General features: G+C 70.2%; 20 protein-coding genes. 16 read left to right on the top strand and 4 right to left on the bottom strand.

Going from position 1 to position 24072, the window contains the following annotated elements; translation table 11 throughout:
- Positions 1–6 precede the first annotated feature (6 nt).
- The 6 genes from mycP (at position 7) to ACSP97_RS25890 (ending at position 5540) form a co-directional block, all read left to right on the top strand.
- Entirely contained in the window at positions 7–1278 is a 1272-nt protein-coding gene (mycP, locus tag ACSP97_RS25865; RefSeq protein WP_382077307.1) for a type VII secretion-associated serine protease mycosin, read from the top strand.
- A gap of 141 nt (positions 1279–1419) precedes the next feature.
- A complete protein-coding gene (locus tag ACSP97_RS25870; protein WP_355152439.1) occupies positions 1420–1842 on the top strand; it encodes a hypothetical protein in 423 nt (140 codons plus the stop codon).
- Positions 1842–3557, top strand: a complete 1716-nt coding sequence (locus ACSP97_RS25875; protein ID WP_440554468.1) for a hypothetical protein — start codon at positions 1842–1844, stop codon at positions 3555–3557. The genes ACSP97_RS25870 and ACSP97_RS25875 overlap by 1 nt, the downstream gene beginning before the upstream one ends.
- 43 nt (positions 3558–3600) lie before the next feature.
- The gene (locus ACSP97_RS25880) at positions 3601–4794 is read left to right on the top strand and encodes a S8 family serine peptidase (RefSeq protein ID WP_355152443.1); all 1194 of its coding nucleotides are present in this window, start codon (positions 3601–3603) and stop codon (positions 4792–4794) included.
- A gap of 77 nt (positions 4795–4871) precedes the next feature.
- A complete protein-coding gene (locus ACSP97_RS25885; protein ID WP_070022136.1) occupies positions 4872–5210 on the top strand; it encodes a WXG100 family type VII secretion target in 339 nt (112 codons plus the stop codon).
- A 27-nt stretch (positions 5211–5237) separates the two neighbouring features.
- A complete protein-coding gene (locus tag ACSP97_RS25890; RefSeq protein WP_440554471.1) occupies positions 5238–5540 on the top strand; it encodes a WXG100 family type VII secretion target in 303 nt (100 codons plus the stop codon).
- A gap of 160 nt (positions 5541–5700) precedes the next feature.
- On the opposite strand, the gene eccCa is transcribed toward ACSP97_RS25890, so the two are convergent.
- Positions 5701–9666, bottom strand: a complete 3966-nt coding sequence (gene eccCa, locus ACSP97_RS25895; protein ID WP_440554473.1) for a type VII secretion protein EccCa — start codon at positions 9664–9666, stop codon at positions 5701–5703.
- Positions 9667–9970: 304 nt separating this feature from the next.
- Here eccCa and eccD point away from each other — a divergent pair, with 304 nt between their 5' ends.
- Positions 9971–11464: a type VII secretion integral membrane protein EccD gene (eccD, locus tag ACSP97_RS25900; RefSeq protein WP_440554475.1), complete on the top strand. Its 1494-nt coding sequence runs from the start codon at positions 9971–9973 to the stop codon at positions 11462–11464.
- Between the two features lie 64 nt (positions 11465–11528).
- Entirely contained in the window at positions 11529–13025 is a 1497-nt protein-coding gene (locus tag ACSP97_RS25905) for an outer membrane protein assembly factor BamB family protein (RefSeq protein WP_440554477.1), read from the top strand.
- Between the two features lie 56 nt (positions 13026–13081).
- On the opposite strand, the gene ACSP97_RS25910 is transcribed toward ACSP97_RS25905, so the two are convergent.
- The gene (locus tag ACSP97_RS25910) at positions 13082–13375 is read right to left on the bottom strand and encodes a DUF397 domain-containing protein (protein WP_355532611.1); all 294 of its coding nucleotides are present in this window, start codon (positions 13373–13375) and stop codon (positions 13082–13084) included.
- Between the two features lie 268 nt (positions 13376–13643).
- Between ACSP97_RS25910 and rpsO the strand changes: the two genes are divergently transcribed.
- From rpsO to ACSP97_RS25935, 5 genes are all read left to right on the top strand, one after another.
- On the top strand, positions 13644–13931 hold the full coding sequence (gene rpsO, locus ACSP97_RS25915; protein WP_003997419.1) for a 30S ribosomal protein S15: 288 nt from the start codon (positions 13644–13646) through the stop codon (positions 13929–13931).
- Between the two features lie 296 nt (positions 13932–14227).
- Positions 14228–16444, top strand: coding sequence for a polyribonucleotide nucleotidyltransferase (locus ACSP97_RS25920; RefSeq protein WP_355152452.1), 2217 nt, complete (start codon positions 14228–14230; stop codon positions 16442–16444).
- On the top strand, positions 16441–17820 hold the full coding sequence (locus ACSP97_RS25925; protein WP_070022126.1) for a M16 family metallopeptidase: 1380 nt from the start codon (positions 16441–16443) through the stop codon (positions 17818–17820). The genes ACSP97_RS25920 and ACSP97_RS25925 overlap by 4 nt, the downstream gene beginning before the upstream one ends.
- Before the next feature lie 51 nt (positions 17821–17871).
- Complete coding sequence (gene dapB / locus ACSP97_RS25930; protein ID WP_355152455.1) at positions 17872–18624, top strand: 4-hydroxy-tetrahydrodipicolinate reductase; 753 nt, start codon at positions 17872–17874, stop codon at positions 18622–18624.
- Positions 18625–18637: 13 nt separating this feature from the next.
- On the top strand, positions 18638–19093 hold the full coding sequence (locus ACSP97_RS25935) for a tetratricopeptide repeat protein (RefSeq protein WP_355325133.1): 456 nt from the start codon (positions 18638–18640) through the stop codon (positions 19091–19093).
- Positions 19094–19206: 113 nt separating this feature from the next.
- Here the strand turns inward: ACSP97_RS25935 and ACSP97_RS25940 are convergent, their stop codons facing one another.
- The gene (locus tag ACSP97_RS25940) at positions 19207–19764 is read right to left on the bottom strand and encodes a hypothetical protein (RefSeq protein ID WP_355325130.1); all 558 of its coding nucleotides are present in this window, start codon (positions 19762–19764) and stop codon (positions 19207–19209) included.
- 90 nt (positions 19765–19854) lie between these two features.
- Positions 19855–20094 carry a hypothetical protein gene (locus tag ACSP97_RS25945; RefSeq protein ID WP_070022117.1) on the bottom strand — a complete coding sequence of 80 codons (240 nt, stop codon included), beginning with the start codon at positions 20092–20094 and terminating at the stop codon, positions 19855–19857.
- Between the two features lie 175 nt (positions 20095–20269).
- On the opposite strand from ACSP97_RS25945, the gene thyX reads away from it, so the two are divergent.
- The 3 genes from thyX (at position 20270) to ACSP97_RS25960 (ending at position 24021) form a co-directional block, all read left to right on the top strand.
- A complete protein-coding gene (thyX, locus tag ACSP97_RS25950; RefSeq protein ID WP_355325126.1) occupies positions 20270–21019 on the top strand; it encodes an FAD-dependent thymidylate synthase in 750 nt (249 codons plus the stop codon).
- 211 nt (positions 21020–21230) lie between these two features.
- A complete protein-coding gene (dapA, locus tag ACSP97_RS25955; protein WP_355152464.1) occupies positions 21231–22130 on the top strand; it encodes a 4-hydroxy-tetrahydrodipicolinate synthase in 900 nt (299 codons plus the stop codon).
- Positions 22131–22335: 205 nt separating this feature from the next.
- Positions 22336–24021, top strand: a complete 1686-nt coding sequence (locus ACSP97_RS25960) for a ribonuclease J (protein WP_355152466.1) — start codon at positions 22336–22338, stop codon at positions 24019–24021.
- Positions 24022–24072: the final 51 nt, after the last annotated feature.

Consider the following 24072-nt stretch of genomic DNA (forward strand, 5'->3'; position numbering starts at 1 on the left):
AGCCACGTGTCCTACGCGCCGTCGTCCTCGCGTCCGCTCCGCACCGCCGCGATCGCGGCCGCCGCGCTGTGCACCGCCACGGTCGCCCTGGCGCCGCCCGCCGCCGCGGACTCCTTCAGCGACCAGTGCAACTTCCCCAACAAGATGTATCCCGGGCGCCCGTGGGCCCTGCAACGCGTCCTGCTGGACGAGCTGTGGAGCCAGTCCAAGGGCAGGAACGTGCGGGTCGCGGTCATCGACACCGGGGTGGACACCAAGAACCCCCAGCTGACCCACGCCGTGGACGCGTCGAGCGGGGCGAACCTGCTGCCGGACAAGAACGGCAAGGGACAGAAGATCGACCGCGGCAAGGCGGACGGCACGACCGACACCGTGGGGCACGGCACCCGGGTGGCGGGCATCATCGCCGCCCGCCCCCTGCAGGGAACGGGATTCGTCGGCCTCGCGCCCGAGGCGACCATCATCCCGATCAAGCAGAACGACGCGGACGGCGACGGCACCGCGCAGACCCTCGCCGCGGCGATCGAGCACGCGATCCGGGAGAAGGCCCAGGTCATCAACATCTCCCAGGACACCGCGAACGCCGTGCAGCCGGCCGACGGCCTCAGACGGGCGGTCGACGACGCCCTCCGGCACCAGATCGTGGTGGTCGCCTCCGCGGGCAACGACGGCCTCGACGGCAACGACAAGCGCACCTACCCCGCGTCCTACCCGGGCGTCCTCGCGGTCGCCGCCTCGGACCGCAACAACGAGCGCGCGGCCTTCTCCCAGTCCGGCGACTTCGTGGGCGTGGCCGCCCCCGGCGTCGACATGATCTCCACGGTGCCCAAGGGCGGCCACTGCTCCGACAGCGGCACCAGCTTCTCCGCCCCGTACGTCGCCGGGGTCGCCGCGCTCATCAAGGCCAAACACCCCGACTGGACGGCCCGCGAGGTCATCGCCCAGATCGAACAGACCGCGGAGCGTTCGGTCGCCGGCCACGACCACCTGGTCGGCTGGGGCGTGGTCGACCCCGTCCGCGCCCTGACGGACGACGACCACCCCATCGAGAAGCCCACCCCCCAGGAGGGCCTCACCCGGGCCAAGGCCCCGACCCCGGCCCGCCTGGTGCTCGGCGAGACGGCGGACGAACGCAACGCCCGCCTGGCGACCTACGTCGCCGTGGGCGCCGCCGTGTTGGTGGCCGCACTGGCGGGGATGGCGGTGGCGATCCGCGACGCGCGCAGAAGGTCGGTGAGCAGAGGGACCGGCTCGTCCGGGGCCGTGAACGACATGTGAAGGTCGCTGACTGCAGCAGTCCTGTCACACAAGTGAGTTGGGACTGTCAGTCGCCTTGACTAGAGTGATTGCATCGCAGAAACGAAAGCTTGAGGAGTGCTGCCGCCTCAAGCAGGGGATGGAAACGGGGGGTGGCGCAACGTGCGGCCTGACGACGGCGCGGGCGGACTGAAGGTTGGTCTGGAGGCACTGAAGACCTTCAAGACACGTGTGGACGCGGTACTGAAGACGTTCGAGGATTCGCCCGGTTCGGCGAAGAAGCTGGCGATGCACACGCTCACCGCCGATTCGTTCTATTCCAAGGGCGTGTTCCCCGAGGCCACGGGCCTGCACAGCCAGTACACGCGCGTCCACGACCGCCTCACGACGCTCTCCCAGAGGCTGGCGTTGCAGATCGAGGCGATGCAGATCGCCGTGCACGGTGCGGACATCGGTTTCGCCAACCTGGACGACGATCAACGGCGCCGCTTCCACGAGATCCGCATGGAGATCAACGAGCAGCACACCGATGCGCCCGAGGGCCAGAAGCGCACCAACGACAAGCAGGTTAGCGGGGGCTTCTAATGGGTGACCAGCACACTCGACCGGACGTGCACCAGTTTGATCGGTGGGCGGCGGAGCAGCAGATCAAGCAGGCGAACTCGAACCTGCAGAGCGGCCAGTGCGCCGCGCCGAGCCTCAAGTCGCCGAGCAGCAGCAGCTGTGGTGTCAGCGACTTCGAGAACCACGAGCTGAACGACATGATCGACATGGTGGCTTCCGCGCGTCCGAAGGACCTGGAGAACGCCGCCAACGGTTTCTGGGACGCACGCGACGCCATCTGGAGCGCCGCCGACGAGCTGCTGGGGAACATCGGCCGGATCGACTGGCACGGCGAGGCGGCCACCGCGTTCCACAACTGGGCCAGCGATCTCGTCAACCACTCGTACGAGCTCGGCTTCTTCGCGGACACCGTGGCCACCCAGGTCTCCGCGGCAGGTATCGGCCTCGACTCCGTACAGCGCTCCATGCCGCCCCGCGACACCCGGCCCAAGAACCTCCCGCTGGCAGAGCAGATCAAGGCGGACCCGGACGGCTTGCTGGCCCGGCATGTCGAGAACAACCGCCAAGAAGCCGTCAACCTGATGAACAAGCTGGCGTCTTACTACGCGGTCTCGGAGCAGAACCTGCGGGCGCAGGACGGGCCCACGTTCGGGAAGATGCCGGACATGGGGGTGCCGGAGGCGGCCATCGGCGCCAAGGGCAAGGGAGGAGAGAGCACCGGGGGCGCCGGGGGTCGCCCTTCACTCTCACACACGCCCGTGGCCGCGGCCGTGCGGGACCACGTTGTCACGCCGACGGCTCCCGGTGACGGAACGCCCGTCGACACCGACCCGAAACCGCACCACGTAGTGACGCCGCCGAGTCAGCATGTGCGTGTGGATCCCCCGTCCCACGTGGGGACCAGCATCGACAGCGTGAATACGCTCCCCCCGGACACCGTGAAGCCCACGGTCCCGGTCGCGCCGCCGACCGTGCCCGCTCCCGGTGGAGGCGGCGGGGGGCCGGTTCCTCCCTTCCCCACCGGCCCTGTGGTCCCGAACCTGGGGACGCCCGTGGGGCGGGGCGGAGCGGGTGGGGGACGGATTTCGGTGAGTCCGCCCCGGATGTCCGTTCCCGCCGCCGAAGAGCGCGAACTCGGAACCGGTGCACGACGTGGGCCCGTAGGGGGCGTGCGGCAGCCTTTCGTACCGGGCCAGGCCGGGACACGTGGTCCCGTCTCGCCCGTGGGCAGGACGCCCATGGGGCAGACCCCGATGGGCAAGGCTCCGGTAGGCCGGGGTCCGGTCGGTCGCAGTGTCGTCGGCGGAACACCCAAGCCTGTGGGCACGCCGGCCGAACCCGTCGGTCGTACGGGACCGACCGGGACGGCGCGTACCAGCGGTGTCATCGGGGGTCGGCCGGCCACGTCGCCTGCACAGGGCACGAGCGGCTCCAGGGTGCCCCGTGGCACGGTCATCGGCGGCGAGTCCGCCTCGCGTGATCCACGCGCCGTCGAGCGCCCCGGACAGCGTGGAGTGATCAGGGCATCCGAGCAGGAGGGCGGCGAGACACACGCTTCGCGCAGGCCTGTGTCCACCGGCGGTGTGGTCGGAGCGTCCAACGGCAAGACGCCGACGGCAAGGAATGGCGCTCGTGCGTCCGATGAACACGTCCCGGACCGTCCGACGGCCCGAGGCTCCATGCGGGACCGTGACAAGAAGAAGTCGAACCGGCGGCAGGCGCCGGAGCGCGACTAACGAGATGAAGCGAGGACGTACGAGAGGCATGTTGTCAGCGAGCATGAGACGAGTGACCGCCGCGTGCGCAGCACTCGGCGCACTGATGGCTCTGCCGGTGGGCCTGGCCCCGAGCGCAGCTGCCGCCGACGTCCAGTCCCAGCAGTGGTACCTGTCGGCCATGCAGGCCGACGAGATGTGGAAGGCGAGCACGGGTAAAGGGGTCAAGGTCGCCGTCGTCGATTCGGGTGTCAATCCCTCGACCCCGTCACTCCAGGGGCAGGTGCTGGGCGATGAAGTGCCGAAATCCGTTTCCTATGGAGCCACTTCGGACTTGATCGGCCATGGCACGACGATGGCCGAAATCATCGCCGGTACCGGGCACGGCGGAGGGATGAAAGGCCTTGCTCCTGACGCCAAGATCGTGCCCTATCGCATTGCGATCGAGGGGATGAGCCTGTCCGAGCGGAACAAGGCTCCTCGAGTGGGTGCAGTGATCAAGGCCATCGCGGACAGCGACGCCAAGATCATCAATATGTCCATCGGTAGCTTCGCCAGTTATGACGATGAGGAGGCGGCGGTCAAATACGCCGCCTCAAAGGGAAAGTTGATGTTCGCGGCCTCAGGCAATGAGGCGCAGACGAAGAACAACCCCGGGTACCCGGTTTCCTATCCCCATGTCGTCGGGGTTGCTGCGGTGGACAAGACGGGCAAGGTAGGAAAGTTCTCGAACCACGGATACGCCGTCGATTTGGCAGCTCCTGGAGTGAACCTGCCCTCCTGGTGTGATGCGAGTTTCCGCTCGTACTGCTCACACGGGTACGGAACCAGTGACGCCACCGCCATCGCCTCCGCCTCCGCCGCCCTCATCTGGTCCGCTCACCCCGACTGGACCGCCAACCAGGTCCTCCGCTCGCTGATCGACACCGCCGGTCGGGAGTGGCCCAAGGAGACCCCCAGCAACTACCTCGGCTACGGCATCGTCCGTCCCCGGAAGGTGCTGGAGAACCCCCACTACAACCCGGGCCCGGCGAACGTCGATCCTCTCGCCGTGGAGGACGGGGTCGCCAAGCCGAAGACCTCGCCCTCCGCTTCCGCCCCCGCCAAGTCCCCCTCCGGCGGCGAAACCTCCGCCGCCGACGCAAGCTCCAAGTCGTCCGGCAGCACCCTGACGTGGGTGGTCGTCGGAGCGGCCGCCGCACTGGTGGTGATCGGTGGCGCGGTCTTCGCTGTCATCCGGTCACGACGACGTGCCTGACGGTTCACACGAAAGGCGTCACCACTCGGTGATGCGCAGTCACAAGAAGCACAGCTCTCACGAAGGGGAGTGCCGACATGGCCGACGGCCGTAAGTTTCATGATGACCACGCACAAAAGCTCCAGACGAACGTCATCGACCGCTACGAGTCGGTCAAGACCAGCCTCGGCAAGCTCCAGGGCACGATCGACATGATCGAGACCCACTGGACCGGCCACGGCGCCAACGCGTTCAAGACGAAGCAGCACGAGATCAACGAGCACATGGCCGCCATCGGCCGCATGCTCGAGGACTTCCTCGAGGGCATCCGTCTCAACAAGGCCGACAAGACCAAGCTCGAGGACGAGCTCCACTCGACGATCAACAAGATCGAGGTGGACGCCGGCGCGAGCACCTCGGCGCTCAACCTGTACTGACCGGATCCGAAGGAAGAGGAAGAAGACATGACCGATCCGCACTACCAGGATCTGACCGTCAAGTACGGCGCCCTGGACTCGCTCGCCACCGAGCTGGGCAACGTGGCCAAGAAGCTGGAAGACGACCTCAGCGCGCTGAAGAAGGGCGTCCTCGACGTGGCCGAGGGCTGGGGCGGCGAGGCGTACGAGGCCTTCCAGCGCAAGTCGAAGGCGTGGGACCAGCACGCCAGCGGCATCCACCAGGCGCTGCTCTCCATCACGCAGCGGGTGCACGCCGCCGGCGGTGACTACCGCGGTGGCGACCTCAAGGGCGCCAGCTACTTCGAGTGAGTCGGACGCCTTGAGCACGGCGAGGGGTGGGTACGCGCGGGAGGTACCCACCCCTCGTCCGTGACGTTCGGCCGCCCTGGCGGGCCGGCGCCGCGCGGACGCTCCCGGTGCTGAGGACCAGCGCCGGGAGCGTCCGTGTGTGCGGCTCTCGACAAGGGCGTCAGTACTCGACGTCCACCAGTCCCGTCTGCACCAGCATCTTCCCCTTCCTGCGCGAGACGAAGACACCGCGTCCCGTCGGCATCGGCCGCGGCCGTACCCCGCCCAGGAGGTCGCCCTCGCTCGGGTCGCCGGACAGCACCACGCCCTGGGCGCCGAGCTCGGTCATGCGCTGCATGAAGGCCTCGAAGGAGGCCCGGCCCGCGCCCGCGGTGGAGCGGGCGATGATGAACCGCACGCCGACGTCACGGGCGAACGGCAGCAGTTCGACCAGACCGCCCAGCGGGTTGCCGCTGGACGTGGACACCAGGTCGTAGTCGTCCACGACCACGTACACCGTCGGACCCCGCCACCAGCTGCGCTCCCGCAACTGCTGGGCGGTGACATCGGCGGTGGGCGTGCGCCGCTTCATCAGGTCGGCGAGGGCCACCATGTGGTGGTCCATGGCGTTGGACATCGGGATGTACTCGGCCAGGTGCGAGGCCGGCGTGACATCCAGCAGGGACCGCCGGTTGTCGACCACGAAGAACTTCGCCTCGTCGCCCGAGTAGCGCCGCGTCAGCTGCGTGATGAGCAGCCGCAGCAGATTCGACTTGCCCGACTCGCTCTCGCCGAACACCAGGAAGAACGGGTCCTGCTCGAAGTCGACGAAGACCGGCTCCAGGTCGTTCTCGTCGATGCCGAAGGCCACGCCCTGCCGCGGGAAGCGGTCCCCGGAGGGCAACTGCTCCGCCGGAAGCTCCCGGGGCAGCATCCGCACCTGCGGTGCGCCCGGCGCCTGCCAGTGCCGGGAGACCTCGGCCGCCAGGGCCGCCGTCGCGTCGGCCAGGTCCGTGTCGGAGGTGAGGCCGTCGATCCGTGGCACCGCCGCCATGAAGTGCAGCTTCTGCGGCGACACACCACGCCCCGGCACGCCCGCCGGCACGTTCGCCGCCACCTTGCGGTCGATCTCGGAGTCCATGGTGTCGCCGAGCCGCAGTTCGAGGCGGTTCATCAGGTGGTCCTTGAGGTTGGCGCGGACCTCCATCGAACGCGACGCCGTCAGCACCAGGTGGATGCCGTATCCGAGGCCGCGCGCCGCGATCTCCAGGACGGCCGGCTCCAGACTGTCGTAGTCTGTGCGGAAGTTGCCCCAGCCGTCGATCACCAGGAAGACATCGCCCCACGGCTGGTCGGTGACCGAGATCTCGCCCCGCTCGCGCCGGGCGCGGAAGTCCTGGATCGAGGCGATGCCCGCCGTCCGGAAGTACTCCTCGCGGCGCCGCAGCACACCGAAGACCTCGGACACCGTGCGCCGCACCCGCTCCGGGTCCAGGCGGGAGGCGATCCCGCCCACGTGCGGAAGGCCGGCCACCGCCGCCATACCGCCGCCACCGAAGTCCAGGCCGTAGAACTGCACCTCCTGCGGAGTGTGCGTCAGAGCGAAGGCGCAGATCAGCGACCGCATCAAGGTGGACTTGCCGGACTGCGGGCCGCCCAGCAGCTGCAGATGGCCCGCGGCGCCGGAGAAGTCCAGCCACAGCGGCTCACGGCGCTGCTCGTACGGCTTGTCGACCAGGCCCACGGGGACGACGAGGCGCCCCGCGCCCTCGTAGCCGGGTTGGGTGAGACCGCGCCCCGGGACGGCCGTGAGCTTGGGCAGCAGCCCGTCCAGCGAGGGCGGGCTGTCCAGCGGCGGCAGCCACACCCGGTGCGCCGCGGGCCCCTGCGCCTCCAGCCGGCGCACGATCACGTCGAGGACGGTGTCCGCGAGGGCGTCGTCGACCTGCGCGGTCGGTTCCGTCCGCTGCTGCGGCACCGGCGCGTACCGCACGGGCACCGCCGCGGCGGTGAACAGCACCGGCCGCCGGTCGACGGGCAGCGGCCCCCCGGCCGAAGCGGACTGCCGGCCCCCGGAGCGGTACACCCCGGAGACGTACGCCGCCTTGAAGCGGACCATTTCGTCCGTGCCGAACTTCAGGAAGCCGGAACCGGGCACGTTCGGGAGTTCGTAGGCGTCCGGGACGCCGAGGGCCGCGCGGGACTCGGCCGCGGAGAAGGTGCGCAGACCGATCCGGTACGACAGATACGTCTCCAGGCCGCGCAGCCGGCCCTCCTCCAGGCGCTGCGAGGCCAGCAGCAGATGCACGCCCAGCGAACGGCCGATGCGGCCGATCTGCACGAACATCTCGATGAAGTCCGGCTTCGCGGTGAGCAGTTCGCTGAACTCGTCGATCACCAGCACGAGCGAGGGGATCGGCTGCAGCGGGGCGCCGGCCGCGCGCGCCTTCTCGTAGTCGTGGATGTTGGCGTAGTTGCCCGCGTCGCGCAGCAGCTCCTGGCGGCGGTTCAGCTCGCCGCGGATCGAGTCGCCCATGCGGTCGACCAGGGTGAGGTCGTCGGCCAGGTTGGTGATGACCGCCGCCACGTGCGGCATCTGCGCCATGCCGGCGAAGGTCGCGCCGCCCTTGAAGTCGGCGAGGACGAAGTTCAGGGTCTCCGAGGAGTGGGTGACCGCGAGGCCCAGCACCAGGGTGCGCAGCAGTTCCGACTTGCCGGAACCGGTGGCGCCCACGCACAGACCGTGCGGGCCCATGCCCTCCTGGGCGGCCTCCTTGAGGTCCAGCATCACCGGGCGGCCGTCCACGCCGACACCGATCGGCACCCGCAGCCGCTCGGCGAGCCCGCGCGGCCGCCAGGTGCGCTGTGGATCGACGGACGCCGCGTCGCCCAGGTTCAGCAGCTCGGTGAACTCCAGGTTGGCGAGCAGCGGTTCGTCGTCGTCACCGCCGGAGGCGAGGCGCAGCGGGGCCAGCTGGCGGGCGAGGGCCTCGGCGGACTCGTACGACAGGGCGTCCGGCGTGCCCTCGTAGACCTCACCGCTCGCCGACTCCAGGCGCAGCACGGTGGGCTGCGCGTCGATCCACAGGTCGCCGCGGGCGGTGGCGAGTTCCCCGGGCACGACCTCGATCACCGTCACGCCCTGGAGCCCCTCCAGGTTGGACAGGACGGAGTCCGGCGGCAGGGAGACGCCGTCGAGGACGAGGACGATGTGGGGCTCCTCCAGCAGCGGCGCGCCGCTCGGGTGGAACCGCGGCCGGCCGGCGAGGCGGTCGGCCAGCAGGTCCTCCAGCTCGCGGGCGTCGGAGCCGATCAGCCGGCGCGAGCCCGCACCGTCCACGGCGTCGGCCGCCTGCGCGTGCGGCAGCCACTTGACCCACTCCCACTGCGGGAGCGTGTCCCGGCCGGCCGCCACGGCGACGATCAGGTCCTCGGGGGAGTGCAGCGCGGCCAGCGAGCCGGTCAGGGCGCGCACACAGGAGCGCGCGGAGTCCGCGTCACCGCTGACGGTGACGTGGTAGAAGGCGCGCAGCGAGACCGCCATCGGCAGGTCGCCCAGGGTGCCGTGGACGTCGACGAACCGCTCCATGGCGCCCGCCGTGAGCGGCTCCAGCCGCCCCGCCGGACCGGCCTCCGGGGCGATGAGCGGCGTGGCCAGCTCCTGGGCGCCCAGCCCGATGCGCACCTGCGCGAAGTCCTCGTCGCCGGGCCTGCGTTCCCACACCCGGCTGCCCTCGGCGACCAGCGCCCACAACTGCTCGGGCGAGGGGTGCAGGTAGTACTGCGCGTCGCGCTGGGCCTTGGCGGTGGCCACGGCGGCGCTGCGGGTCTGCGACAGGTAGCGCATGTAGTCGCGCCGCACATCGGCGAGTTGGCCCTGGGAGCCACGCCGGAAGCGGATCACCATCGCGATGGACATGGCGACGGTGGACGCGATCATCACCATGCCCATGATCTTCATGAACGGCTGTCCGTTCGTGAAGAAGAAGACCACCGAGCCGCCCATGCCGAGTGTCGGCAGCAATTGCATGAGGACGCTTTCCTGCGGCCCCCGGGGCAATTCCGGAGGAGGCTGGAGAACGACCTCCCCCGTGGGCACTTCGGACGGCAGCGCCCGAGGCGGGCGCTTCACGACGATGTGACTCACTGCTCCCCAATTCCTTTGCCGGGCCCCAAGAATGAGGTCCGTCCCCCGTTGACGGACGGACGCAGGCCGCCGCGTGATCCTACTGACTCCACGAAAGACCGGTGCGGGGTAGGGTGCCGGGTGTTCGCTTGAGCACACGCGAACCCACCCCGCGAACCGGGGTATTCCGTGCGAGGCGTCTCCGCACGCCACCCCTGGCGGAGCCGGGCGACGCCCTCTGCGTCGATTCTCGGGTGTCCGCCCCGGGGATGGAGCAGGATTTTCACATCACGGGCGCAGAATCATCACTGAGGGGGAGTACGAGGTGACCACGACGACCACGGGAACAGCGGTGCCCGGCACGGGGTCCGGGTCGGGGCTCGGTTTCTGCCGGGTCACGATCGTCGCGCCCGACAGCCGGATCGACGTGGCGCTGCCCGACGACATCCCGGTCGCCGACATCTACCCGGAGATCCTCAGGCTCTCCCGGCAGGAGCCCGCCGAGGGCGCACCGGTCGGCTACCACCTCGTACGCCGGGACGGCACCGTCCTCGACAGCGCACGGTCCTTCGCCGCGCAGCGGATTCTCGACGGCGAACTGCTCACCCTGCGCCCCTTCTCCGAGTCGCTGCCGCCGGCCGTCTTCGACGACGTCTCCGAGGCGGTCGCCTCCTCGGTGACCCGGCACCGGACCCTGTGGAGCGACGACCTCACCCGCGTCGCCGGACTCGTCGGCGCGGGCGTCCTGGCGGCCCTGCTCGCCTTCGTCACCTGGCAGGCGGACCCCGGGCACGACATGCACAGCCTGCCCGGTGTCCTCGCGGGTGTCGCCGCGGTGCTCCTGGTCGTCTTCGCCGCCGTGCGCGGCCGGGTCTACGACGACCGGGGCGCGGCCATCGCCCTGGGCCTGGGCGCCCTGCCCAACGCCGCCGTGGGCGGTTCCGGACTGCTCCCCCTCGCCCACGGCCAGGGCATCGGGAAACTCCAGTTCCTGCTCGCCTGCGCGGCCGTGCTGCTCGCCGCCGTCGTCCTGACGCTGTGCACACCGGGCGGCGACGCCCCGTTCGTCGCCTTCGTCCTCGCCTCCGCGCTCGGCCTGGTCACCGTGTTCACGGCCATCCTCGTGCACTGGACGCCGAAGGAGATCGCCGCCCTGTGCGCGCCCCTCGCGGTCGGCGGCCTCGCCTTCCTGCCCGGGCTGTCCATGCGCTTCGCCCGGCTGCCCATCGGCTTCGAGCCGCCGAACGCCGCCCAGAGCAGCGTCTACGGCACGGAGACCGCCGTGCAGGAGCCGGTCGACATGAAGCGGATCGAGGCCCAGGCCCGCCGCGGCCACGAGATCCTGGTCGGGCTCGTCGCCGGCTGCGCGCTCACCGCCCTCGCCTCGACCGCGGTGCTCGGCTTCTCCGACGACATCTGGGCCCAGCTGCTCGCCCTCGCCACGGCCGTCGCGCTCCTCATGCGCGCCCAGCTCTTCCGCTACACCGGCCAGGTCGCCCCGCTGCTGGCGGCCGGACTCGGCTCGCTCGTCCTGCTCGGTCTCGGCCTGGCGCTCAACCCGCCGCAGTCCATCCTGCGCGACGCCCTCACCGGCGACCGCTCCGGCCTCGACATTCGCGCCGTCTGGCTCGCCGCCGCGATCGCGGCCGGCGCGGCCCTCGTGGCGGCCCTCGGACTCATCGTCCCGCGCCGCGGCCTGAGCCCCTTCTGGGGCCGGTTCCTGGAGATCGTCGAGGGCTTCGTGCTGCTCACGCTGGTACCCCTCGCGCTCGCCGTGTTCGACGTGTACGCCGCGGCCCGCGCGATGACCAGCAAGTGACCCGAGGCACCCCCCGTCGGCCCACCCGCCCCCGCGGGGGCGGCCAAGAGAAGGATCTCGCAGCGTGAGCTTCGGCCCACCCCCGTCCATGTACACCCAGTCGGCGCTGGCCGCCGACCAGTCGCGCAGCCGGCGCCGCCGACGCCTCCTGGGCGTGTTCGCGGCGGTCGTCGCGGTCGTGCTGTGCGCCGGCGCGGGGCTGCTCTGGTACCACTCGGCCGGCGGCGCGGGGCACGGCGACGCCAAGGCGGCGAAGCAGGCCCCCGACGACGTGCGCGACGGCCGCGAGAGCGTGGAGAAGGCGCCCGTCTCCCCGGAGGGGCAGATCGTCGTCGACCACGAGGAGAACGTCCTCGCCAACAAGTTCCGGTACGCGCCCGGAACCTGGGCCACGGACAAGATCGTCGCCCGGACCGTCTCCAACTGGATCGCCGGCTACCGGATCGGCGGCTCGCTGGACACCGACAACCGGGCCTGGAAGCTGGACCTCGACGGCCCCGTCTGCGCCGTCAGCCGCGACGTCACGGTCGACGGCCGGACCCCGGTCGTGATCCAGACCTCGGGGAGCTCCTGCGACCAGGTGCTCATGGTCGACCTGAACACCGGCAGGAAACTCTGGCAGCGGAAGATACCGGCCTCCGAGTTCGCCTACGTCACCAACACCAACGTCGCCCTGACCCGGGGCGTGGTGGCCGTCGCCTGGGGGCAGGGCTCGGCGGCGTACGACACGGACAGCGGCAAGCGGCTGTGGAACACCACCCTCGCCACCTCGCAGTGCCACGACGCGGGCTACGCCGGCGGCCCCGCGCTGCTGGCCCTGGTCACCTGCAAGCAGGCCGGCGAGCGCACCTACCGGGTGGAGAAGCTCGCACCGCGCACCGGCAAGGTCGCCTGGAGCTACTCGGTCAGCAAGGGCGTCCAGGAGGTCTTCCTGCCGTCCTCCGACCCGCCCGTGCTCGCCGTCGCCGCCGGGGACGTCCTGGTCACCGACCTGATCACCCTGGACCCCCGCGACGGCGAGCGGCTGGCCACCATCTCGCTGAAGAACTACGAGCCCTACTGCGATCCGGAGACCTCCGGCTTCTTCGGCGTCGTCGACAAGTGCTCCGGCATCGTGGCCGGCCGCGACCGGGTCTTCGTCAGGAGCAAGGACTCCGACGACCCCTTCAAGCCGGCGAACCACATCACGGCGTTCGACGTCCGCAAGGGCACCGCCGTCGCCACGTTCAGCGGCCGCAAGTTCCAGTCGGTCCTCCCCGTCCGCATGAACGGCGACGACCTGATCGTCTACCGCGCCAGCATGGACGAGGTGCAGCCCGCGGCCATCGTCGACTGGAACCCGCGCACCGGCGAGGAGACCCCGTTCCTCCTGTTCCGCCTGCCGACGGAGGAGGACAAGACGTTCGACGGGAAGGTGGAGGACGACCCGCAGTTCTCGGTCCTGCTGTACGAGCACGGCCGCGCCTTCTTCGCCCCGTACCGGCTGGAGCGCGAGGACCCGGGGAAGGCGGGCCCGGTCATCTCGGTGTTCGGCGTCGGCACCGCCGGCCTGAAGCACTGACCCCCGGCACACGAAAGGGGCGGCACGACGCGTGCCGCCCCACCCCGGCACAGCGCCTACCGCGCCTCCGGCCCCGCGTCGTGCGTCATGGGCTTCAGGTCGAACTCCCCGTCCCGCGCCCCCAGCACGAACGCCCGCCACTCCGCCTCCGTGTAGCGCAGCACCGTGTCCGGGTCGAGGGAGGAACGCATCGCGACGGCCCCTTCGGGGAGGTACGCGATCTCCACGCGCTCCTCGTGCTCCTCGGTGCCCGGGGCGCAGTGCCACTCGACGCCCGAGATGTCGAGCGCGTACAGCTCGTCGCGCTCGCGCTCCTTGCGTGCCTTGATCTCCGCTTCCGTCTCCACCATGGTGCGGCGACCCCTTCCCGACGTTTGCGTACGGTCCCGGCGCTCACCCTAGTGGCCACGGGCAGGCCCGAGGGGACGCTCGGCGCCCCGGGGAAAGGGGCCTGCCGCCGCCTGGTACCCTGAGTGACGGCCGTTCGTGTACGCACCCCCGGAGCCCTGTGCCCTGGAGGCCGCGCGCAGCGGATCCCCGCCTCCCGAGTAACGGAAGCTCTCCCGAGATGTAGACCGGGGGCACTCGGTGGCTCTCAACAGACTATGAGGAGTACGCGTGTCGCTCGACGCCGCTACGAAGAAGCAGATCATCGCCGAGTTCGGTACCAAGGAGGGTGACACCGGCTCCCCCGAGGTCCAGGTCGCTCTGCTGTCCCGTCGGATCTCCGACCTGACCGAGCACCTCAAGACCCACAAGCACGACCACCACAGCCGTCGTGGCCTGCTGATCCTGGTCGGTCAGCGCCGTCGCCTGCTGCAGTACCTGGCGAAGAAGGACATCCAGCGCTTCCGTGCGCTGGTCGACCGCCTCGGCATCCGCCGCGGTGCGGCGGGCGCCAAGTAAGGACGCCGTGAGGGGAGCGGTTCCCGACAGGACTCGGGAGCCGCTCCCTTTGCTGTACGTGCGGGAACGTGCGCGGTGTCACTCACGCTTTGTAGTGTGGTAGCACAACGCAATACGCACGACACAGAACGAGGAGAAGCGCACCACGCCGCCGCCGGTCCTCGGTAGTGGCCCCCGGGGGGAAGCGAGCCCCGGGTGCTTCGATCGAAGACCGGCCCGCACAGCAGGCGCGCTTCTCCACCACCGTCCCCCTGCCACACGGGCAGTCCCGGGACGAAGACGAGGAGAAAACGCTAGTGGAGAACGAGACCCACTACGCCGAGGCCGTCATCGACAACGGCGCCTTCGGTACCCGCACCATCCGCTTCGAGACGGGCCGCCTGGCCAAGCAGGCCGCCGGCTCCGCCGTGGCGTACCTGGACGACGACACCATGGTGCTGTCGGCCACCACCGCCTCCAAGAACCCCAAGGACCAGCTCGACTTCTTCCCCCTCACGGTGGACGTCGAGGAGCGGATGTACGCCGCCGGCAAGATCCCCGGCAGCTTCTTCCGCCGCGAGGGCCGGCCGAGCGAGGACGCGATCCTCACCTGCCGCCTGATCGACCGTCCGCTGCGCCCGTCCTTCAAGAAGGGCCTGCGCAACGAGATCCAGGTCGTCTGCACCGTCATGGCGCTCAACCCCGACCACCTGTACGACGTCGTCGCGATCAACGCCGCGTCCGCGTCCACGCAGCTGGCCGGCCTGCCCTTCTCCGGCCCGATCGGCGGCGTCCGCGTCGCGCTGATCCGCGGCCAGTGGGTGGCCTTCCCGACGCACACCGAGCTCGAGGACGCCGTCTTCGACATGGTCGTCGCGGGCCGCGTCCTGGAGGACGGCGACGTCGCGATCATGATGGTCGAGGCCGAGGCCACCGAGAAGACCATCCAGCTGGTCGAGGGTGGCGTCGAGGCGCCGACCGAGGAGGTCGTCGCCGCCGGTCTGGAGGCCGCGAAGCCGTTCATCAAGGTCCTGTGCCGCGCCCAGTCCGACCTCGCCGCCAAGGCCGCCAAGCCGACCGGCGAGTTCCCGATCTTCCTGGACTACCAGGACGACGTGCTGGAGGCGCTGACCGCCGCGGTCAAGCCCGAGCTCGCCCAGGCGCTCACCATCGCCGGCAAGCAGGAGCGCGAGGCCGAGCTGGACCGCGTCAAGGCTCTGGCCGCCGAGAAGCTGCTGCCGGAGTTCGAGGGCCGCGAGAAGGAGATCTCCGCCGCGTACCGCTCGCTGACCAAGACCCTGGTCCGTGAGCGCGTCATCAAGGAGAAGAAGCGCATCGACGGCCGCGGTGTCACCGACATCCGCACCCTGGCCGCCGAGGTCGAGGCCATCCCGCGGGTGCACGGCTCCGCGCTGTTCGAGCGTGGCGAGACCCAGATCCTGGGCGTCACCACCCTCAACATGCTCCGCATGGAGCAGCAGCTGGACACCCTCTCCCCGGTGACCCGCAAGCGCTACATGCACAACTACAACTTCCCGCCGTACTCCACCGGCGAGACCGGCCGCGTCGGCTCCCCGAAGCGCCGCGAGATCGGCCACGGCGCCCTCGCCGAGCGCGCGCTCGTGCCGGTGCTGCCGAGCCGCGAGGAGTTCCCCTACGCGATCCGCCAGGTGTCCGAGGCCCTCGGCTCCAACGGCTCGACGTCCATGGGCTCCGTCTGCGCCTCCACCATGTCGCTGCTGAACGCCGGTGTGCCGCTGAAGGCCCCGGTCGCCGGTATCGCCATGGGTCTGATCTCCCAGGAGATCGACGGCGAGACGCACTACGTCACCCTCACCGACATCCTCGGTGCGGAGGACGCCTTCGGCGACATGGACTTCAAGGTCGCCGGCACCAAGGACTTCGTGACCGCCCTCCAGCTCGACACCAAGCTGGACGGCATCCCGGCCTCCGTCCTGGCCGCGGCCCTCAAGCAGGCCCGCGACGCCCGCCTCCACATCCTCGACGTGATGATGGAGGCCATCGACCGGCCCGACGAGATGAGCCCGCACGCCCCGCGGATCATCACCGTCAAGATCCCGGTCGACAAGATCGGTGAGGTCATCGGCCCCAAGGGCAAGATGATCAACCAGATCCAGGAGGACACCGGCGCCGAGATCACCATCGAGGACGATGGCACGATCTACATCGGTGCCGCCGACGGCCCCTCCGCCGAGGCCGCCCGCGCCACGATCAACGGCATCGCCAACCCGACGATGCCCGAGGTCGGGGAGCGCTACCTCGGTACGGTCGTCAAGACGACCACCTTCGGTGCGTTCGTCTCCCTGCTGCCCGGCAAGGACGGTCTGCTGCACATCTCGCAGATCCGCAAGCTCGCCGGCGGCAAGCGCGTGGAGAACGTCGAGGACGTCCTCGGCGTGGGCCAGAAGGTCCAGGTCGAGATCGCCGAGATCGACTCCCGCGGCAAGCTGTCCCTCGTCCCGGTGATCGAGGGCGAGGACGGCGACGAGGCGAAGGACGACGCCGAGCAGTGACGTCCCGTGGCTCGAAGGTGACGGCCCGCTCCTCCTCGGAGGCGCGGGCCGTCGCCCGTACCCAAACCCTGATCAAGGGCACCGGCGGCATCGGCACCGTCCGCAAGACCACCCTCCCCGGGGGCCTGCGCGTCGTCACCGAGACCCTGCCGTCGGTCCGCTCCGCCACCTTCGGCATCTGGGCCCACGTCGGCTCCCGTGACGAGACCCCCGCCCTGAACGGCGCCACGCACTACCTGGAGCACCTGCTCTTCAAGGGCACCGAGCGCCGCTCCGCGCTGGACATCTCCGCCGCCATCGACGCCGTCGGCGGCGAGATGAACGCGTTCACGGCCAAGGAGTACACGTGCTACTACGCACGCGTACTCGACACCGACCTGCCGCTCGCCATCGACGTCGTCTGCGACATGCTGACCGGCTCGCTCATCGTCGAGGAGGACGTCGACGTCGAACGCGGCGCCATCCTCGAAGAGATCGCGATGACCGAGGACGACCCGGGCGACTGCGTGCACGACCTGTTCGCGCACACCATGTTCGGGAACAACGCCCTCGGCCGCCCGGTCCTCGGCACCGTGGACACCGTCAACGCCCTCACCGCCGACCGCATCCGCCGCTTCTACCGCAAGCACTACGACCCCACCCACCTGGTGGTCGCCTGTGCCGGCAACGTCGACCACAACAAGGTCGTACGACAGGTCCGCGCGGCCTTCGAGAAGGCGGGCGCGCTGAAGAACCCGGACGCGCAGCCCATCGCACCGCGCCACGGCAGCCGCACCATCCGGACCTTCGGCAAGGTCGAACTGCTCGGCCGCAAGACCGAGCAGGCGCACGTCGTGCTCGGCATGCCGGGCCTCGCCCGCACCGACGACCGCCGCTGGGCCATGGGCGTCCTCAACACCGCCCTGGGCGGCGGGATGTCCTCGCGGCTCTTCCAGGAGGTCCGGGAGAAGCGCGGCCTCGCCTACAGCGTGTACTCGTACACGTCGGGCTTCGCCGACTGCGGCCTGTTCGGCGTCTACGCCGGCTGCCGGCCCAGCCAGGTGCACGACGTGCTGCGGATCTGCCGCGACGAACTCGACCACGTGGCCGCCAACGGGCTGACCGACGACGAGATCACCCGCGCCATCGGCCAGTTGCGGGGCTCCACCGTCCTCGGCCTGGAGGACACCGGCGCGCTGATGAACCGTATCGGCAAGAGCGAGCTGTGCTGGGGCGAGCAGATGTCGGTGGACGACATGCTGGCGAAGATAGCCGCGGTCACCCCGGACGAGGTGCGCTCGGTCGCCCGCGACATCCTGGGCAGGCGTCCGTCGCTGTCGGTCATCGGCCCGCTGAAGGACAAACAGGCCGCGCGACTGCACGACGCCGTCGCCTGACCCTCGGAATCGACAAGTCGGCAAGTCAGCAAGGATCGTGAGGAAGCAAGGATGAGCAAGCTGCGCGTGGCGGTCCTCGGCGCCAAGGGCCGGATCGGCTCCGAGGCGGTCAGGGCGGTCGAGGCCGCCGAGGACATGGAGCTGGTGGCCGCCCTCGGCCGGGGCGACAAGCTGGAGACGCTGGCGGAGACCGGCGCCCAGGTCGCCGTCGAACTGACCACCCCCGCCTCGGTCATGGGCAACCTCGACTTCTGCGTGCGCCACGGCATCCACGCGGTCGTCGGCACGACCGGCTGGACCGAGGAGCGCCTCGCGCAGCTGACGGGCTGGCTCGACCGGTCCCCGCAGACCGGCGTGCTCATCGCCCCGAACTTCTCCATCGGGGCCGTGCTGACCATGAAGTTCGCGCAGATCGCCGCGCCGTACTTCGAGTCGGTCGAGGTGGTCGAGCTGCACCACCCCAACAAGGTGGACGCGCCGTCCGGTACGGCCACCCGCACCGCGCAGCTCATCGCCGAGGCCCGCCGGGCGGCCGGCACCGCCCCCGCGCCGGACGCCACGGTCACCGCGCTGGACGGCGCCCGGGGCGCGAGCGTGGACGGCGTCCCCGTGCACGCCGTACGGCTGCGCGGCCTCCTGGCCCACCAGGAGGTGCTGCTCGGCGCCGAGGGCGAGACCCTCACCATCCGCCACGACTCCCTGCACCACAGCAGCTTCATGCCGGGCATCCTGCTCGGCGTCCGCCGCGTGGTGACCACTCCCGGCCTGACCTTCGGCCTGGAGCACTTCCTCGACCTGAGCTGAGACGGTCCCTGCGATGCGCGCGAAGATCAACTACCTCATCACGGCCGCCGTCCTGGTCTTCTACTTCGTCCTGGTCGGCAGCCGCGGTGTGCTGCTCATCGAGACCGGCACGGTCCTCACCGTGACGTTCGGGGTCGCGGTGCTGATCCTGCCGGTCATCGGGCTGTGGTTCCTGTGGAAGAACACCCAGTTCGTCCGCCGGGCCAACCAGCTCGCCGCCGAACTCGACGCGGAGGGCGGCCTGCCCGTGGACGAGCTCCGGCGCACCCCCGGCGGCCGGATCGACCGCGACTCGGCCGACGAGGTCTTCGCCAAGCGCAAGGCCGAGACCGAGTCCTCCCCGGACGACTGGCGCTGCTGGTTCCGCCTGGCCGTGGCCTACCACGACGCCCGCGACACCCCCCGCGCCCGCAAGGCCATGCAACGGGCGATCGCCCTGCACGCGGGCCGCACCCCGACGGACGCCTGACCTGCACAGCCGGCCCGGCCGCGGACGAGCGACGGGCCGGCCGCGCCGCCGCGTCCCGCCGGGCCGCACGGGCGTCCCCGCCCCACCCGGCCCGCGGTGTCACGCGGCGGGACTCAGTGGCCCCGGCCCGCCTCCGCGGCCCACGCCTCCACCACGTCCGCCGCCCGCTCGAAGGCCGCCGGGCGCCCCACGAAGTCCAGGGTGTGCGTGGTCAGCAGAGCCGGGGTCTCCGCGGCCGGACGGTCCTTGCGCGACAGCGTCAACGCCTGGCCCTGCACCGTCCTCGGCAGCCCCAGCCAGCGCACCGGCTGCTGCACCGTCCGTACGGACACCACCCGCGCCCACGGCACCGTACGCGTCATCACGAAGCCCACCCGGCGCAGCCCGCGCGCGCTCACCCAGACGCCCACGCGCAGCAGCCGCAGCGCACCCGCGATCACCAGCAGACCCACGCCGAGGACCACCGCGGCGAAGGAGGCCGAGCCGGTCAGCGCGATCAGCACCGCCGCGAACAGCACGAACGAGGCGACCATGAGCACCAGCGCGGCCAAGCCCACCCGCCAGGGGCCGGGCCGGTAGGGACGCCGCCAGCGGTCCCGGTCGTCGTACGGCAGCGCGCTCTCGGAGGCCGACTCGAAGGTGCGGTCGGCCGTCAGGAAGGGCAGGGGCACGGCTGTTCCTCACTCGGTCCTCACGGGGGCTGTGCCCGGTGAGGCTATCCGGCCCGCCTGCCGCTCACCAGCCTTGCGCCGCCGTAAGGGTCAGCGGTGCCCCTGGGACGCCTGCGACTGGGGTGCCGGCGGACCGGACGGAGTGGACAGCGCCGGCATGCCGAGGAGCAGGGAGCCCACCAGTCCGGCCACGACGGTCAGACCCAGCAGCCAGCGCCCGGCTATCTCGCCGAAGGACCCCCGCTGCCGCGGCGGGGGAGTCACATTGCTGCGGAACGTGTCGGCTTCGGCGAGGAAGGCGAAGGGGACGGGCTCGCTCCGACGGGACATCGCGGTGCCACTCCTCTCATGGTTTGAGGTCGAACGTGCAGGCTTCACCGGTACAGACGATCGAGTACGGCAAAAGGTGCCCATGTCCGAAAAAATCGTCGGCGGGTTCTCCGGGGTGAGGCCCCGCACCGGCCCCGCCGGGTGCCCCGTAAGGTGGGCGCGAACCACCGAAGTGATGGGAAGGACCCCAACCCCCGTGACCACCCCCGAGTCGCTCACGTTCCGCAGCGATGTCACCGTCGAGCTGGTGAAGTCCAGCGCTTCGGACGCCGACGTCCTCTTCGCCGCCCGCGTCTCCACCGCGGGCGAGCAGTCCCTGGACGAGCTGAAGAAGGACCCCGAGCGCTCCAAGGGCCTGATCAACTACCTGATGCGCGACCGGCACGGCAGCCCGTTCGAGCACAACTCGATGACCTTCTTCATCAGCGCCCCGATCTTCGTCTTCCGCGAGTTCATGCGGCACCGGGTCGGCTGGTCGTACAACGAGGAGTCCGGCCGCTACCGGGAGCTCCAGCCCGTCTTCTACGTCCCGGACACCGCCCGCAAGCTCGTGCAGCAGGGCCGCCCCGGCAAGTACGTCTTCGTCGAGGGCACCCCGGAGCAGCACGCCGCGGTGAGCGGCACCCTGGAGGAGTCGTACCGGCAGGCCTACGCGTCCTACCGGAAGCTGCTCGACGAGGGCGTCGCCCGGGAGGTCGCCCGCTCGGTGCTCCCCGTCGGCCTGTACTCCTCGATGTACGCCACCTGCAACGCGCGCTCCCTGATGCACTTCCTCGGCCTGCGCACCCAGCACGAGCTGGCCAAGGTGCCGTCCTTCCCGCAGCGGGAGATCGAGATGGTGGGCGAGAAGATGGAGGCCCAGTGGGCGAAGCTCATGCCGCTGACGTACGCCGCCTACAACGCCAACGGGCGCGTGGCCCCCTGACGGGACGCCGTTCCGGAGCGCGGAACGGATGTACGGGTCAGCCTCCTGAAGTGTCCGTATTGCGGCATTTGGAGAAGTTCATCTAGCCTGATCAAACGGACCCGGCACTGCTTGAACCCCCGAGCAGGCAGTGCCGGGTTCCATATTTGTCCTGACTTACCCGGCCCCCCAAGGGCAGACCGCGCACGGAGCACCGAGTAGCGTGTTACCCATGGCTCCGACCTCGACTCCGCAGACCCCCTTCGGGCGGGTCCTCACCGCCATGGTCACGCCCTTCACGGCGGACGGCGCACTCGACCTCGACGGCGCGCAGCGGCTCGCCGCCCACCTGGTGGACGCAGGCAACGACGGCCTGATCGTCAACGGCACCACCGGCGAGTCCCCCACCACCAGCGACGCGGAGAAAGCGGACCTCGTACGAGCCGTACTCGAGGCGGTCGGCGACCGGGCCCACGTGGTGGCGGGCGTCGGCACCAACGACACCCACCACAGCATCGAGCTGGCCCGCGAGGCCGAGCGCATCGGCGCCCACGGCCTCCTGGTCGTCACGCCGTACTACAACAAGCCCCCGCAGGAGGGCCTGTACCGGCACTTCACGGCCGTCGCCGACGCCACCGGGCTGCCGAACATGCTCTACGACATCCCCGGCCGCAGCGGCGTCCCGATCAACACCGAGACGCTCGTCCGGCTCGCCGAGCACCCCCGGATCGTCGCCAACAAGGACGCCAAGGGCGACCTCGGCCGCGCCAGCTGGGCCATCGCCCAGTCCGGCCTGGCCTGGTACTCCGGCGACGACATGCTGAACCTGCCCCTGCTCTCCGTGGGCGCGGTCGGGTTCGTCTCGGTCGTCGGCCACCTGGTCACCCCGGACCTGCGCGCCCTGGTCGAGGCGTACACCTCCGGTGACGTGGTCAAGGCCGCCGAGATCCACCAGAAGCTGCTCCCGGTCTACACCGGCATGTTCCGCACCCAGGGCGTCATGACCACCAAGGCCGCGCTCGGCCTGCTGGGACTGCCCGGCGGGCCGCTGCGCTCGCCCATGGTCGAGTGTTCGCCCGAAGAGATCGAGCAGCTCAAGATCGATCTTGCCGCCGGCGGGGTACAGCTCTAGCAACAGACTTCGCACGACCCGGACCCAGGCGGTCCAGAAGCCTCCGGGCTTATCACCGAAGAGACAACTGAAGAGACAACCGAACAGACAACGGCATACGCGGGCCGCCGGTGCCCGCATCCCACAACGACAACTGCTTCGCACGAACGTCATGCGCGCCACGTGCCGTACCGGTACGTGGCGCGCGTGGTTTGAGGAGAGTCTTTTGAGTCATCCGCATCCTGAACTCGGCCCGCCCCCGCCGCTGCCCGAGGGCGGCCTGCGCGTCACCCCGCTCGGCGGCCTCGGCGAGATCGGCCGGAACATGACGGTCTTCGAGTACGGCGGCCGCCTGCTGATCGTCGACTGCGGAGTGCTCTTCCCCGAGGAGGAGCAGCCCGGAGTCGACCTGATCCTGCCGGACTTCTCGTCCATCCGGGACCGCCTCGACGACATCGAGGGCATCGTCCTCACCCATGGCCACGAGGACCACATCGGCGGTGTCCCCTTTCTGCTCCGCGAGAAGCCGGACATCCCGCTGATCGGCTCCAAGCTGACCCTCGCCCTGATCGAGGCCAAGCTCCAGGAGCATCGCATCCGGCCGTACACGCTGGAGGTGGCGGAGGGCAACCGCGAGCGCATCGGCCCCTTCGACTGCGAGTTCATCGCCGTCAACCACTCCATCCCGGACGCCCTGGCCGTCGCGATCCGCACCCCCGCCGGCATGGTGGTGCACACCGGCGACTTCAAGATGGACCAGCTTCCGCTGGACAACCGCCTCACCGACCTGCACGCGTTCGCGCGGCTCAGCGAGGAGGGCATCGACCTCCTGCTGACCGACTCCACCAACGCCGAGGTCCCCGGCTTCACGCCGCACGAGCGCGACATCTCCAACGTGCTGCGCCAGGTCTTCGCCGGCGCCCGCAAGCGGATCATCGTGGCGAGCTTCGCCAGCCACGTCCACCGCATCCAGCAGATCCTGGACGCGGCGCACGAGTACGGCCGCAGGGTCGCCTTCGTCGGCCGCTCCATGGTCCGCAACATGGGCATCGCCCGTGATCTCGGCTATCTGAAGGTCCCGCCGGGTCTGGTGGTCGACGTCAAGTCGCTCGACGACCTGCCCGACCACGAGGTGGTCCTGGTCTGCACGGGCTCCCAGGGCGAACCGATGGCCGCCCTGTCCCGGATGGCCAACCGGGACCACCAGATCCGCATCGTCGACGGTGACACGGTCATCCTGGCCTCGTCGCTGATCCCCGGGAACGAGAACGCGGTCTACCGCGTGATCAACGGCCTGACCCGCTGGGGCGCCAACGTCGTCCACAAGGGCAACGCCAAGGTGCACGTTTCCGGCCATGCCTCCGCGGGCGAGCTGCTGTACTTCTACAACATCTGCCGCCCCAGGAACCTGATGCCGGTGCACGGCGAATGGCGCCATCTGCGCGCCAACGCCGAGCTGGGAGCGCTCACGGGCGTTCCGCACGACCGGATCGTCATCGCCGAGGACGGCGTGGTGGTCGACATGGTCGAGGGCAAGGCCAAGATCTCCGGCAAGGTGCAGGCGGGTTACGTCTACGTCGACGGCCTCTCCGTCGGCGACGTCGGCGAGCCGGCGCTCAAGGACCGCAAGATCCTCGGCGACGAGGGCATCATCTCGGTCTTCGTGGTGGTGGACTCCTCCACCGGAAAGATCACGGGTGGTCCGCACATCCAGGCCCGCGGCTCGGGCATCGAGGACTCGGCCTTCGCCGGTGTCGTCCCGAAGATCAACGACGCCTTGGAGCGGTCCGCCCAGGACGGCGTCGTGGAGCCGCACCAGCTCCAGCAGCTGATCCGCCGCACCCTCGGCAAGTGGGTCTCGGACACCTACCGCCGCAGGCCGATGATCCTCCCTGTGGTCGTGGAGGTCTGACGACCCGTCGGCTGTGACCAGGAGCGGGGCGCCTCGATTTGCATCGGGGAG

It is taken from the genome of Streptomyces sp. SCPE 10 (assembly GCF_051980735.1).
Taxonomy (GTDB): Bacteria; Actinomycetota; Actinomycetes; order Streptomycetales; family Streptomycetaceae; genus Streptomyces; species Streptomyces misionensis.